Origin of the sequence: Azohydromonas sp., assembly GCF_035325925.1 — a bacterium.
Classification (GTDB): Bacteria; Pseudomonadota; Gammaproteobacteria; order Burkholderiales; family Burkholderiaceae_C; genus Calidifontimicrobium.
Genome location: NZ_DAOKZA010000039.1, coordinates 23,410 through 36,739 on the forward strand (window position 1 = coordinate 23,410; position 13,330 = coordinate 36,739).

The window sequence follows — 13,330 nt, forward strand, 5'->3', positions numbered from 1 at the left end:
CTGCCGACCATGAGCGATCCCGCCCACCCCGCCCCGAGCGCCGTCGACTACCGCGCGACGCTGAACCTGCCCGACACGCCCTTCCCGATGCGCGGCGACCTCGCCAAGCGCGAGCCGGCGTGGGTGCGACAGTGGAACGACGAAGGCGTGTACCGTCAGCTGCGCGACGCGCGCCGCCACGCGCCGAAGTTCATCCTGCACGACGGCCCGCCGTACGCCAACGGCCAGATCCACATGGGGCACGCCGTCAACAAGGTGCTCAAGGACATGATCGTCAAGGCGCGCCAGCTCGCCGGCTTCGACGCGCAGTACGTGCCGGGCTGGGACTGCCACGGCCTGCCGATCGAGAACGCGATCGAGAAGGCGCACGGCCGCGGGCTGTCGCGCGACGAGATGCAGGCCCGCAGCCGCGCCTACGCCGCCGAGCAGATCGCGCTGCAGATGGCCGACTTCCAGCGCCTGGGCGTGCTCGGCGACTGGCAACGCCCGTACCGCACGATGGACCCGGCCAACGAGGCCGGCGAGATCCGCGCCTTCAAGCGCGTGATCGAGCGCGGCTTCGTCTACCGCGGCCTGAAGCCCGTGTACTGGTGCTTCGACTGCGGCTCGTCGCTGGCCGAGTTCGAGATCGAGTACGCCGACAAGAAGAGCCAGACGCTGGACGTCGCGTTCGCCTGCGCCGAGCCCGACCGGCTGGCCGCCGCGTTCGGCGTGCCGGCGCTGCACCGGCCGGCGTTCGCGGTGATCTGGACCACCACCGCCTGGACGCTGCCGGCCAACCAGGCGCTGAACCTGAACCCGGCGCTCGAGTACGCGCTGGTCGACACGCCCAGGGGGCTGCTGGTGCTCGCCGCGACGCTGGTCGAGCGCTGCCTGGCGCGCTACGGGCTCGACGGCCGTGTCGTCGCGACGACGCCGGGCGAGATGCTCGGCGGGTTGAACTTCGTGCACCCGCTGGCCGAGGTGCACCCCGGCTACGACCGGCTGTCTCCGGTGTACCTGGCCGACTACGCGACCGCCGACGACGGCACCGGCATCGTGCACTCGGCGCCGGCCTACGGCGTCGAGGACTTCAACTCCTGCCGCGCGCACGGGCTGCAGCCCGACGACATCCTGAACCCGGTGCAGGGGCACGGCAGCTACGCCGCCGACTTCCCGCTGTTCGGCGCGCAGAACATCTGGAAGGCCACGCCGGTCATCCTCGACGCGCTGAAGTCGGCCGGCCGGCTGCTCGCCACCGAGACGATCACGCACAGCTACCCGCACTGCTGGCGCCACAAGAGCGCGGTGATCTACCGCGCCGCCGCGCAGTGGTTCGTGCGCATGGACGAGGGCGAAGGCGTGTTCTCCAAGGACAAGGCGCCGAAGACGCTGCGCCGGATGGCGCTCGAGGCCATCGAGCACACCGGCTTCTACCCCGAGAACGGCCGCGCGCGGCTGCGCGACATGATCGCCAACCGCCCCGACTGGTGCATCAGCCGCCAGCGCAGCTGGGGCGTGCCGCTGCCTTTCTTCCTGCACAAGGACACCGGCGAGCTGCACCCGCGCACGATGGACATCCTCGACCAGGCCGCCGACATCGTCGAGCGCGGCGGCATCGAGGCCTGGAGCCGCGCCACCGCCGAGGACATCCTCGGGCCCGACGACGCGCGGCACTACACGAAGAGCAGCGACATCCTCGAGGTCTGGTTCGACAGCGGGTCGACCTTCTGGCACGTGCTGCGCGGCACGCACGCGAACACCGGCGACAGCCTGGGCCACCACGACGAGGGCCCCGAGGCCGACCTGTACCTCGAGGGCCACGACCAGCACCGCGGCTGGTTCCACAGCTCGCTGCTGCTGGCCTGCGCGATCTACGGCCGCGCGCCGTACCGCGGCCTGCTCACGCACGGCTTCACCGTCGACGCGCAGGGCCGCAAGATGAGCAAGAGCCTGGGCAACGGCATCGAGCCGCAGAAGGTGAGCTCGACGCTGGGCGCCGAGATCATCCGCCTGTGGGTCGCCGCCAGCGACTACTCGGGCGACATCGCCGGCGACGACAAGATCCTCGCGCGCGTCGTGGATGGGTACCGGCGCATCCGCAACACGCTGCGCTTCCTGCTCGCCAACACGAGCGACTTCGACCCCGCGGCCGACGCGGTCCCGTTCGATCGGATGCTCGAGGTCGACCGCTGGGCGCTGACGCGCGCCGAAGCGTTCCAGTCCGAGGTGCTGAAGCACTACGAGGTCTACGAGTTCCACCCGGTGGTGGCCAAGCTGCAGGTGTTCTGCAGCGAGGACCTGGGCGCCTTCTACCTCGACGTGCTGAAGGACCGCCTGTACACGACGGCGCCGAAGAGCCTGGCGCGGCGCAGCGCGCAGACCGCGCTGTGGCAGTTGACGCACGCGATGCTGCGCTGGATGGCGCCGTTCCTCAGCTTCACCGCCGAGGAGGCCTGGGCCGTGTTCGCGCCGGGCCAGGGCTCGATCTTCAAGCAGACCTACTGGAACTTCGCCGGCGTCGGCGCCACCACCGACGCCGCGCTGCTGGCCAAGTGGCAGACGGTGCGCGAGGTGCGCGACGCCGTCAACAAGGCGATCGAGGACGTGCGCACGACCGGCGCGGTCGGCTCGTCGCTGCAGGCCGAGGTGACGGTCGCGGCGCCGCCCGAGACGCACGCGCTGCTGGCTTCGCTGGGCGACGACCTGAAGTTCGTCCTCATCGCGTCGAAGGCCACGCTGGCGCACGGCGATGCGCTGACGGTGACGGTGACGCCGTCGAAGGCCGTCAAGTGCGAGCGTTGCTGGCACTGGCGCGACGACGTCGGCCACGACGCCGCGCACCCGACGATCTGCGGCCGCTGCACCGGCAACCTGTTCGGCGCGGGCGAGTCGCGCGCGGTGGCCTGACCGTGGCCGCCGCCCGTGCGTCGGCCGGCGGCGCCGGCCTCGCGTTCTGGCTGGCCCTGGCGGTGGCCATCGTCGTGCTCGACCAGTTCACGAAGACGCTGATCCTCGGCTGGTTCCAGTACGGCGAGGTGCGCCCGGTGACGTCGTTCTTCAACCTCGTGCGCGTGCACAACACCGGCGCGGCGTTCAGCTTCCTCGCCGGCGCGTCGGGCTGGCAGCGGTGGTTCTTCGTCGGCATCGGCGCCGCCGCGTCGGTGTTCATCGTGTGGATGCTGAAGAAGCACCCGACACAGACGCTGTTCTGCTTCGCCGTCACGCTGATCCTGGGCGGCGCGGTGGGCAACGTCGTCGACCGGCTGCTGCACGGCTACGTCGTCGACTTCCTGCAGTTCCGTTTCGGCGTGCTCGAGCCGATCTTCCGCGGCGGCTACTTCCCGAGCTTCAACGTCGCCGACGCGGCGATCACCGTCGGCGCGGCGAGCCTGATCCTCGACGAGATCCTGCGCGTGCGCAGGGCCAGGTGAGCGGCGCGGTGGCGGCGCTGCGCGTCGTGGTCGTCGGTGGCGGCGTGATGGGCGCGGCCACGGCGTGTTTCCTCGCGCGCGACCACGGCGCCGCCGTCACCGTGCTCGAGCGCGACCCGACCTACGCACGCGCGTCGAGCGCGCTGTCGGCCAGTTCGATCCGCCAGCAGTTCTCGCAGCCGGTGAACATCGCGCTGTCGCGCTGGAGCCTGGCGTTCCTGCGCCGCGTCGGCGACGAACTGGCGGTCGGCGATGACCGCCCGGCGATCGGCCTCGTCGAACCCGGCTACCTGGTCCTGGCCACCGACGCCGGCGCGCCGCTGCTGCGCGACCACCACGCGGTGCAGCGCAGCAGCGGCGCGGCGACGGTCCTGCTCGACGCGCCGGCGTTGCGCGCACGATTCCCGTGGCTGCGCGTCGACGACCTGGCGCTCGGTGCGCTGGGGCTGAGCGACGCCGGCTCGGGCGAAGGCTGGTTCGACGGTCCGGCGCTGATGCAGGCCTTCCGCCGCAAGGCCATCGCCTGTGGCGCGCGCTTCGTCTGCGCCGAAGCCACCGACTTCGACACCGCCGGCGGTCGCGTCACGGCGGTGCGGTGCCGCGACGGCGCGCACCAGGGCGCCGACGCCGTCGTGATCGCGGCCGGCGCGTGGTCGGCGCCGCTGGCCGCACGCCTGGGCGTCGACCTGCCGGTGCATCCGCGCAAGCGCGACGTGTTCGTCTTCGACGCGCCGGCAGCGCTGCCCGATTGCCCGCTGGTCGTCGACCCGTCGGGCCTGTGGTTCCGCCCCGAGGGGCGCGGATTCCTATGCGGCGCCCCGCCCCGGCACGGCGACCCCGACGAGCCGCCGCTCGACGCGATCGACCACGGGCTGTTCGACGACGTGCTCTGGCCTGCGCTGGCGCGGCGCGTGCCGGCGTTCGAGGCGTTGCGGCTGCGCTCGGCCTGGGCCGGTTACTACGAGATGAACGACTTCGACCACAACGGGCTGGCCGGCGCCCTGCCCGGCTGGGCCAACACCTACGCCGCCTGCGGCTTCTCGGGCCACGGGATGCAGCAGGCGCCGGCGGTGGGCTGCGCGCTGGCCGCCGCGATCGCCGGCGGCGCCTGCGACGCGCCGGTCCTGGCGCCGCTGTCGCCGCAGCGCCTGCTGCACGGCGACCGCGTGGTCGAACGCAACGTGATCTGATCCGCCGCGCGCCTCGGCACCAGGCCGGCGGCGGCATAGACTGCGCCGCGCGCGGCCCGCGCGTGGCCGGGGGAGGACCATGCCGCACATCGTCATCGTCGGCGGCGGCGCCGGCGGCCTGTCGCTGGCGACGCAGCTCGGGCGCCGGCTTGCACGCCGAGGCGGCGCCGAGGTGACGCTGGTCGACAGCGCGCGCACGCACGTGTGGAAGCCGCTGCTGCACCAGCTCGCCGCAGGCAGCTTCGACACCCACGCCGAGGAGATCGAGTACCTTGCGCAGGCGCATGCGCACCACTTCCGCTTCCAGCTCGGCGCGCTGCAGGCGATCGACCGGGTGCGACGGCACGCGCACCTGGCCGCCAGCCACGACGACGCCGGTGCCGAGATCACGCCGCCGCAGGTGCTGCACTACGACGCACTCGTCGTCGCGGTGGGCAGCCTGACCAACGACTTCGGCACGCCGGGAGCGGCCGAACACACGATCAAGCTCGACACGCCGCAGGCGGCACGCCGATTCAACGACCGCCTGATCAACGCCTGCCTGCGCGCGCAGAGCCTGCCGCCGCGCAGCGACGGCCAGCCGCGGCTGACGGTGACGATCGTCGGCGGCGGGGCCACCGGCGTCGAGCTCGCCGCGGAGCTGCACGCGGCCGCGCGCGTGCTCGCGCACTACGGCTTCGATCGCCTGCAGCCGCAGCGCGACATGCGCATCGTGCTCGTCGAGGCCGCGCCGCGCGTGCTGGCGCAGTTGCCCGAGCGCCTGGGACAGGCCGCCGAGCGCGAGCTGCGCAAGCTGTCGGTCGAGGTGCTGACCGGACAGAAGGTCGTCGAGGTGACGGCCGACCAGGTGCGCATGGCCAGCGGACGCGTCGTCGAGTCGACGATCACCGTGTGGGCCGCCGGGGTCAAGGCGCCCGAGTTCCTGCGCGGACTCGGCGGCGGCGACGGCGTCGAGCCGCTGGAGACCAATCGGCTGAACCAGCTCGCCGTCAGCGACAGGCTGCAGACCACGCGCGACGCGGCGATCTTCGCCTTCGGCGACTGCGCCGCCTGCCCGCAACCCGACGGCAGCGTCGTGCCGCCCCGCGCGCAGGCGGCCGCACAGCAGGCGAGCTGGCTGGCCCGGGCGCTGCCGACGCTGATGGCCGGCGGCGACGTCGCGCCGTACCGCTACCGCGACCAGGGCTCGCTGGTGTCGTTGTCGGACTACTCGTCGGTCGGCAGCCTGATGGGCAGCCTGACGCGGGGCAGCCTGTTCGTCGAAGGGCAGATCGCCAAGCTGATGTACTGGAGCCTGCACAAGCAGCACCAGTTCACGTTGGGCGGGTTCACGAAGACGCTGCTGATCACGCTGTCGGAGTGGATCGACCGCACGCACCGCCCACGCATCAAGCTGCACTGACGCGCCGGTGCCGCGCGCGTCGACGCGGGTCAGCGCGGTCTGCGCGTGCGCGGTGGCTTGCCCGGCGCGCTGCCCGCCGTCGCCGGCGTCGGGCGCGCCGGTCTGTCGCCGGCTTCGCGCGGCGGCAGGCCGGTGTGCTGGGTCAGCAGCGTGCCGCGGCGCGGTGCGGCGCCTGGCTTCGGGGCGCTCGCTGCGGGCGTGGAGTTCTTGCGGCGCGGGCTCGCGTAGCCGCCCGCGGTCGCCGGCTGGTGGGCCGGGATCAGCTGATGCTTTGCGCTGCCGATCAGGTCGGCACGCCCCATGCGCTGCAGCGCCTCGCGCAGCAGCGGCCAGTTCGCCGGGTCGTGATACCGGAGGAACGCCTTGTGCAGCCGCCGACGGCGCTCGCCGCGCACGACGTCGACCGGCTCGGCGCGCGCGTCGCGGTGCACGCCGCGCAAGGGGTTCAGCCCGGTGTGGTACATCGCGGTGGCGGTGGCCATCGGGCTGGGGTAGAAGGTCTGCACCTGGTCGGCGCGGAAGCCGTTTCTCTTCAGCCACAGCGCGAGGTTCATCATGTCCTCGTCGCTCGTGCCCGGGTGCGCGGCGATGAAGTAGGGGATCAGGAACTGTTCCTTGCCCGCCTCCTTCGAGAAGCGGTCGAACATGGCCTTGAAGCGGTCGTAGCTGCCGATGCCGGGCTTCATCATCTTCGCCAGCGGTCCCGCCTCGGTGTGCTCGGGCGCGATCTTCAGGTACCCGCCGACGTGGTGCGTGACCAGTTCCTTCACGTACTCGGGCGTCTGCACCGCCACGTCGTAGCGCAACCCGGAGCCGATGAGCACCTTCTTCACGCCGCGCACCGCGCGCGCGCGGCGGTACAGCCGCACCAGCGGCATCTGGTCGGTGTTCAGGTTGGGGCAGATGCCCGGGTAGACGCAGCTCGGCTTGCGGCATGCCGCCTCGATCTCGCGGCTGCGGCACGCCAGGCGATACATGTTCGCGGTGGGCCCGCCGAGGTCGCTGATCACGCCGGTGAAGCCGGGGACCCTGTCGCGGATCGCCTCGATCTCGCGCACGATGCTGTCCTCGCTGCGGCTCTGGATGATGCGACCCTCGTGCTCGGTGATCGAGCAGAAGGTGCAGCCGCCGAAGCAGCCGCGCATGATGTTCACGCTGAAGCGGATCATCTCCCACGCCGGGATCTTCGTCGGCCCGTCGTGGCGGCCGCGCTCGTCGGCATAGCGCGGGTGCGGCGAGCGGGCGTACGGCAGGTCGAACACGTGGTCGATCTCGGCGGTGGTCAGCGGGATCGGCGGCGGGTTGATCCACACGTCGCGCGCGCCGGGCCCGTCGCCGTGGCGCTGCACCAGCGCGCGCGCGTTGCCGGGGTTGGTCTCGAGGTGCAGCACGCGGCTGGCGTGCGCGTAGAGCACCGCGTCGGCCCGGACCTGCTCGTACGCCGGCAGGCGGATCACGGTGCGCTCGCGCGGCGTGGTCACGGCGCGTGCGCCGGCCTGGTGCAGCGGCCGGCGCACGATCGCGATCGGCGTGCCGCCCTGCACGCCCGCTGGCTCGCCGGGCGTGGCGCAGGCTCCACCGCGTTCGGCCGCGGCCTGTTCGCTCGTCGCGTACGGGCTGACCAGCGCGTCGACGCGGCCCGGCGTGTCGACCTCGGTCGAGTCGACCTCGAACCAGCCGACGAGCGCCGCGTCGTCGGGGCGGCGCACGAACGCGGTGCCGCGCACGTCGGTGATGCGCGCCACCGGCTCGCGCCGCGCCAGCCGGTGCGCGATCTCGACGATGGCGCGTTCGGCGTTGCCGTACAGCAGCAGGTCGGCCTTCGCGTCGACCAGGATCGAGCGGCGCACCTTGTCCTGCCAGTAGTCGTAGTGTGCGATGCGGCGCAGGCTCGCCTCGATGCCGCCGATCACGATCGGCACGTCGGCGAAGGCCTCGCGGCAGCGCTGCGCGTAGACGATGCAGGCGCGGTCGGGGCGCCGGCCGCCCTCGCCGCCCGGCGTGTAGGCGTCGTCGCTGCGGATCTTGCGATCGGCGGTGTAGCGGTTGATCATCGAGTCCATGTTCCCGGCGGTGACGCCGAAGAACAGGGTCGGGCGGCCGAGCGCCCTGAACGCCTCGGCGCTTGTCCAGTCGGGTTGCGCGACGATGCCGACGCGAAAGCCCTGCGCCTCGAGCACGCGGCCGATCACCGCCATGCCGAAGCTCGGGTGGTCGACGTAGGCGTCGCCGGTGACGACGATCACGTCGCACGCGTCCCAGCCGAGCGCGTCCATCTCGGCGCGGCTGGCCGGCAGGAACGGCGCGGTGCCCAGGCGCTTGGCCCAGTACGGCCGGTAGCCGGTCAGCGGCCGGGCGGCGCGCTCGGGGGTCGGGGTGGCGGTGCTCATGGTGGCAGGGGACGATTGTCGGCGCTCGGACCGCCGTGCGACGCGCCTCGGCAGTGAACACGCCCGGCGCGCAAGGGCATGCGCGGCGCGCCGGAACCCGGCCCGACGGCAGCGATCCGAGCGCGAGCGGGATACATTCGCACCATGGCCCCGTTCCCTTGGATCGGCTCGGCGGCGCTCAGGCCGGTGGCGCAGCGCGCCGGCGCCGCCGCGCTGCTCGCGTTCGCCGCGCTGGCCGCCTCGCTGGCCGCCGCGCAGGCGCTTCGCGACACGAGCACCGAGGCGCTGTCGCTATACGGGGTGGTGCTCAAGGACGCCGACGCGGCGACCTTCATCGCCGCCGCACGCGCCGCCGGTGCCGTCGCGCTGCCCACGCCCGACGGTGCGCCGGCGCAGTTCGACGCCCGCGGCGCAGGCGTGCCGGCACTCGAACGCCTGACGGTGATCGCGCACGAAGGCAAGCTGGTCACCGCGCGCTTTACGGTCAAGAACTACGGCCAGGACAACGAGGCGCTGCGCCGTGCGCTGCTGGCCAAGTACGGCGTGCCGATGACGGTGTCGGCGAGGCCGCTGCCGGCGCAGGGCTTCGACGGGCGCACCAGCCCGCGCGGCGCGTATGCGTGGACGTTCTCCGAAGGCATGAAGCTGATCTACGAGCACCCGCGCGTCGGCGACACGACACTGTCGTACACCGACGAGGCGAAGGCCCAGGCGCTGGCCGCCGGCGCACTGCCGGGCCCGGCGCTGCCTCGCGGCGAACTGCGCGACCGGCTCTGACACGCCGCCGGCACGGCGGCACGATGTCACGCGGCGCGCGGCCGCGTCGGCCCGCGACCGCGACCACGCCCCCGGCACCCTGAACCGGGGCGCCGCGGCGCCGATATGCACGGCAGCTGACCCGCCGTCGCCGTCGATGAACCCCGTCCCGACCGATTCGCTCGAGGGCCCGCGCCGCCTGCTGGTCGGCGTGTTCGTGCTCGCCAGCCTGTGGTACCTGCACTGGCGGCTGGGCACCTTCAACCCCGCGGCGCCGGTGTTCTCGCGCGTGATCTACGCCGCCGAGGTGTTCGGCTTCGTCACCGCGCTGCTGCACGTCTTCATGTGCTGGCGCCTGAGCGTGCGCCGTGCGGCGCCGGCGCGCATCGAGCGCAGCGTCGACGTGTTCGTGCCGACGTACAACGAGTCGGTCGAGCTGGTGCGCAAGACGCTGCTGGCCGCCATCGCGATGGACGGGCGCCACACCACCTGGCTGCTCGACGACGGCCGCCGCCCCGAGATGGCGGCGCTGGCGCGCGAGCTCGGCTGCCGCTACCTGGCTCGCGCCGACAACACCCACGCCAAGGCCGGCAACCTGAATCACGCGCTGGCGCACAGCGACGGCGAACTGGTGGCGGTGTTCGACGCCGACCATGCGCCGCGCCGCGACTTCCTTGCCCGCACGCTGGGCTACTTCGACGACGAGCGCGTGGGCTTCGTGCAGACCCCGCAGGACTTCTACAACCTCGACTCGTACCAGCACCGCCGCGGCGGCGGCCGCACGCTGTGGACCGAGCAATCGCTGTTCTTCCGCGTGATCCAGCGCGGCAAGGACGCCTGGAACGCCGCGTTCTTCTGCGGCAGCTGCGCGGTCGTGCGCCGCAGTGCGCTGCGCGAGATCGGCGGGTTCGCCACCGGCACCGTCACCGAGGACCTGCACACCTCGCTGCGCCTGCACGCCAAGGGCTGGCGGTCGGTGTACCACGCCGAGGCGCTGGCCTTCGGGGTGGCGCCCGAGTCGATCGAGCCGTTCATCGGCCAGCGCGTGCGCTGGGGCCAGGGGGCGATGCACGTGTGGCGCCGCGAGGGCATCCTGACGCACCGGGGCCTGACGCTGGCGCAGCGGCTGAACTACCTGGCGTCGGTGCTGACCTACTTCGACGGCTGGCAGAAGCTGGTGTTCTACGCCGCGCCGGTGATCGTGCTGACCACCGGCACGATGCCGCTGATCACCGGCACCGCCGACTTCCTGCTGCACTTCGTGCCGTACTACCTGCTGACCTTCTGGGTCTTCGAGGAGGTCGGCCGCGGCTACGGGCGCACCCTGTTCATCGAGCAATACAACATGGCGCGCTTCGCGGCGTTCGCCTGGGCCACGCTGGCCTGGCTGTTCCCGCGGCTGAAGTTCCACGTCACGGCCAAGGGGGGCGAGAGGCAGCGCACGCTGCGGTTCACGCTGCCGCACTGGCTGGTGCTGGGGCTGAACCTGGGTGCGATCCCGGTGGGCATCGCGATGTACCTGCTGGCCGCGCCGCTGCCGCTCGACGGGCTGGTCGCGAACACGCTGTGGGCCGGCATCAACGGCGCGCTGGCGCTGGCGGTGCTGTCGTTCACCGCGGTCAACCAGCGCCACACGCGGACGCGCTACCGCTTCCCGGTGCCGGTGGCCGCCGAGCTGATGCTGGCCGACGGCGCGCGCGTCGCCGGCACGGTCGACGACCTGTCCGAGACCGGCCTGCGCTTCTACGGCGCGCTGCCGCCGCACCTCGCGGTGGGCGCGCCGGTCACCGGCCAGCTGGGGCTGCCCGACGGCGCGCTGGCGCTGTGGGGCGAGGTGCGCAGCGTGGTCGCGCTGCCCGGATCGCCGCAGGTGGCCAAGGCGGTGGGTGTCAGCTTCTCGACCACCGACCAGGCGCGCCGTCGCCTCGAGCGCTTCCTGTACGGCTCGGACCTGCAGTGGCACGTCAACGGCTACAGCGACCAGGTGCACACGCCGCTGAGCCGGCTGCTGCCGCGCCTCGTCGCGGGACCGCGTCCGCACCCGCTGGCAGGCCGCCAGTGGAACAGCGCGCAACTGCGCATCGAGGCGACGGCCCCGGCCGAGACGGCGCTGGTGGCGACCGCCGCCGGCGGCGTCGAACGCCTGCTGATCAGCTACCGGCCGCTGCCCGAGCACCAGTCGCTGCTGCTAGACACCTTCCGCCGCACCGACGCACCGCGCGAGACGGTGCAGCTTCAGCGCGTCGAGATCGATGCGCCCGGCGCAATGCTGCACGCCTACCGCGTCGCCCCCGCCGCATCGCCGGTCGCCGCACCCCCCGCCGATGCAGCGGCGCAGGAGACGCGCGAACTGCTCGTCCGGGTGCGTCGGGACCGCAACAGCCCGTCGACCTTCGAAGTCGATCCGACGACGCTATGAACGCTCGACGCCAGCCGGGCCTGCGCCCGGCATCGATCGGCCTGCCGGCCGTCGCGCTGGCGGCGGGCCTCGCCGCCGCGCTGCCTGGCACGGCGTCGGCGCGCGGCCCCGACTTCGCGCAGTTCGACCTGTCGTCCGGCTCTTCGACGCTGGTGCTGGTGCGCGCGCTCGGCGAGCCGCGCGCCGCCGCGCCGGCGCCGCTGCTGACGGCCGCGGTCAGCCGCTGGGGCGACGGCCAGGCCGGCAGCGTCGCGTGGCTGAAGCGCGCGGCACCGCTGCAGGGCACGCACACCCTGATGCTCGGCGCCGGCGTCGGTGCCGACGGCTGGCGCAGCCGTTCGAACACGCGGCGCGACAGCGACGCCGGCGTGTCGCTGCGCGCGCAGGCCGAGGCCGTCGGCACGCTGGCCGGCGGGGGCTACTACGCGCTGGCGCAGGTCTCGACCTTTCGCGACACCTGGTTCGCGACCGCGCAGTTCGAGCCGCGCGGCGCACCGCTGGCGATCGAGCTGTCGCGCTTCGGCGAGCGCAGCTACCACGCGAGCACGGCGACGCTGCGCTTCGCCGTCGGCGCACCCGGCTGGTCGCTGCGGCTGGGTGCGGTGCGCGACGGCGAGGGCCGGCGCGTGGTGGTCGGCATCGGCTACAACGGCTTCTGACCCCGGCGTCGCCTGCGACCGCGCGAGGTTCGCGGCCGGGCGGGCTGCGCAGATTGCCCGCCCGCTGCCGCCCAGCGCGAAGACCTGGCGGAGCAGTGGTTCGACGCGCCGGGTCGGCGCCTCGCGTCTGCGCGGGCGGTGCGCGAAAGCGTGCACGGGTTCGCCGTCGCCGTGCTCGTCGGTGTTGCAACGCGGCGTGCGTAAACGGGGTGCCGACGATCGGCAGGTAGGCTCGGCCCATGGACGCCCCGATCGATGCGCCCCCGCGACGCCGCGAAACCCCGCCCGCGCCCGCCGTGGCCATCGAGGTCGAGGTCGTCGTCGAGGTGCCGCGCGGCAGCTTCCTCAAGCGCGGCTGGGGCGGGCACGTCGACTTCGTCTCGCCGCTGCCGTGCCCGTACAACTACGGCGCCGTGCCGACGCACCTGGGCCTCGAGGGCGACCTGCTCGACGCGCTGGTGCTGGGCCCACGGCTGCGTCTGGGCCAGCGCATTCGCGTGCGGGCATGGGCCGCGGCGACCCTGACCGACCGCGGCCTCGTCGACGACAAGCTGGTCTGCAGCCTCCAGCCGCCGAGCGCCGCCGAGATCGCCCGCGTGCTGACGTTCCTGCGTTTCTACGCGCGCTGCAAGGGGCTGCTGAACCGTTTGCGCGGCCGCCGGGGCCGCAACGCCTGCGAAGGGCTGATCGGCGCCGACGCCGCGCTGGCGCGCGCACGGCCCGTGCCCGCCCACTGGCGCGGGCCCCCGGTGCCGTTCTGACGCCGGTCGTGGCAGCGGTTCAGGACAACGCCAGCGCCGGCTCGTCGTCGTCCGCCTCCTCGCCGAGAAAGCCGCCGCTCTGGTGCGCCCACAGCCGCGCGTAGATGCCGCCGCGTTCGAGCAGGCTCTTGTGCGTGCCCTCCTCGACGATGCGACCCTTGTCCATCACGATCAGCCGGTCCATCGCGGCGATCGTCGACAGCCGGTGCGCGATCGCGACCACCGTCTTGCCCTCCATCAACGTGTACAGGCTGGCCTGGATCGCCTGCTCGACCTCGCTGTCGAGCGCGCTGGTGGCCTCGTCGAGCAGCAGGATCGGCGCGTCCTTGAGCATCACGCG

Annotated in this window: 9 protein-coding genes and 1 pseudogene; 8 read left to right on the forward strand and 2 right to left on the reverse strand. The window is 73.0% G+C overall.

Annotated features, from left to right (window positions below; all coding sequences use genetic code 11):
- Positions 1-9 precede the first annotated feature (9 nt).
- From ileS to PKC53_RS13925, 4 genes are all read left to right on the forward strand, one after another.
- Positions 10-2,889 (forward strand): isoleucine--tRNA ligase, encoded by a 2,880-nt coding sequence (gene ileS / locus PKC53_RS13910; protein ID WP_324429591.1) that lies wholly within the window; start codon positions 10-12, stop codon positions 2,887-2,889.
- Complete coding sequence (lspA, locus tag PKC53_RS13915; RefSeq protein WP_324429607.1) at positions 2,886-3,413, forward strand: signal peptidase II; 528 nt, start codon at positions 2,886-2,888, stop codon at positions 3,411-3,413. Before ileS ends, lspA begins: the two co-directional genes overlap by 4 nt.
- Entirely contained in the window at positions 3,410-4,603 is a 1,194-nt protein-coding gene (locus PKC53_RS13920) for an FAD-dependent oxidoreductase (RefSeq protein ID WP_324429593.1), read from the forward strand. The genes lspA and PKC53_RS13920 overlap by 4 nt, the downstream gene beginning before the upstream one ends.
- 79 nt (positions 4,604-4,682) lie before the next feature.
- Entirely contained in the window at positions 4,683-6,005 is a 1,323-nt protein-coding gene (locus PKC53_RS13925; protein ID WP_324429595.1) for an NAD(P)/FAD-dependent oxidoreductase, read from the forward strand.
- A gap of 29 nt (positions 6,006-6,034) precedes the next feature.
- Here the strand turns inward: PKC53_RS13925 and PKC53_RS13930 are convergent, their stop codons facing one another.
- Positions 6,035-8,395: a YgiQ family radical SAM protein gene (locus PKC53_RS13930; protein ID WP_324429597.1), complete on the reverse strand. Its 2,361-nt coding sequence runs from the start codon at positions 8,393-8,395 to the stop codon at positions 6,035-6,037.
- Positions 8,396-8,539: 144 nt separating this feature from the next.
- Between PKC53_RS13930 and PKC53_RS13935 the strand changes: the two genes are divergently transcribed.
- From PKC53_RS13935 to PKC53_RS13950, 4 genes are all read left to right on the forward strand, one after another.
- On the forward strand, positions 8,540-9,172 hold the full coding sequence (locus PKC53_RS13935; protein WP_324429599.1) for a hypothetical protein: 633 nt from the start codon (positions 8,540-8,542) through the stop codon (positions 9,170-9,172).
- 136 nt (positions 9,173-9,308) lie between these two features.
- Entirely contained in the window at positions 9,309-11,570 is a 2,262-nt protein-coding gene (locus PKC53_RS13940) for a glycosyltransferase (protein WP_324429601.1), read from the forward strand.
- Positions 11,567-12,229: a hypothetical protein gene (locus tag PKC53_RS13945; protein WP_324429603.1), complete on the forward strand. Its 663-nt coding sequence runs from the start codon at positions 11,567-11,569 to the stop codon at positions 12,227-12,229. Before PKC53_RS13940 ends, PKC53_RS13945 begins: the two co-directional genes overlap by 4 nt.
- Positions 12,230-12,468: 239 nt before the next feature.
- The gene (locus PKC53_RS13950) at positions 12,469-12,990 is read left to right on the forward strand and encodes an inorganic diphosphatase (protein ID WP_324429605.1); all 522 of its coding nucleotides are present in this window, start codon (positions 12,469-12,471) and stop codon (positions 12,988-12,990) included.
- Positions 12,991-13,009: 19 nt separating this feature from the next.
- Here the strand turns inward: PKC53_RS13950 and PKC53_RS13955 are convergent.
- Positions 13,010-13,330 (reverse strand): annotated as a pseudogene (locus tag PKC53_RS13955) (multidrug ABC transporter ATP-binding protein); the annotation flags it as partial.

Bases quoted from the DNA above. Each gene is read 5' to 3' on its own strand.
- PKC53_RS13950 (WP_324429605.1), top strand. From the start codon at position 12,469: ATGGACGCCCCGATCGATGCGCCCCCGCGACGCCGCGAAACCCCGCCC.
- PKC53_RS13925 (WP_324429595.1), top strand. From the start codon at position 4,683: ATGCCGCACATCGTCATCGTCGGCGGCGGCGCCGGCGGCCTGTCGCTG.
- PKC53_RS13930 (WP_324429597.1), bottom strand. From the start codon at position 8,395: ATGAGCACCGCCACCCCGACCCCCGAGCGCGCCGCCCGGCCGCTGACC.
- PKC53_RS13935 (WP_324429599.1), top strand. From the start codon at position 8,540: ATGGCCCCGTTCCCTTGGATCGGCTCGGCGGCGCTCAGGCCGGTGGCG.
- PKC53_RS13940 (WP_324429601.1), top strand. From the start codon at position 9,309: ATGAACCCCGTCCCGACCGATTCGCTCGAGGGCCCGCGCCGCCTGCTG.
- PKC53_RS13945 (WP_324429603.1), top strand. From the start codon at position 11,567: ATGAACGCTCGACGCCAGCCGGGCCTGCGCCCGGCATCGATCGGCCTG.
- ileS (WP_324429591.1), top strand. From the start codon at position 10: ATGAGCGATCCCGCCCACCCCGCCCCGAGCGCCGTCGACTACCGCGCG.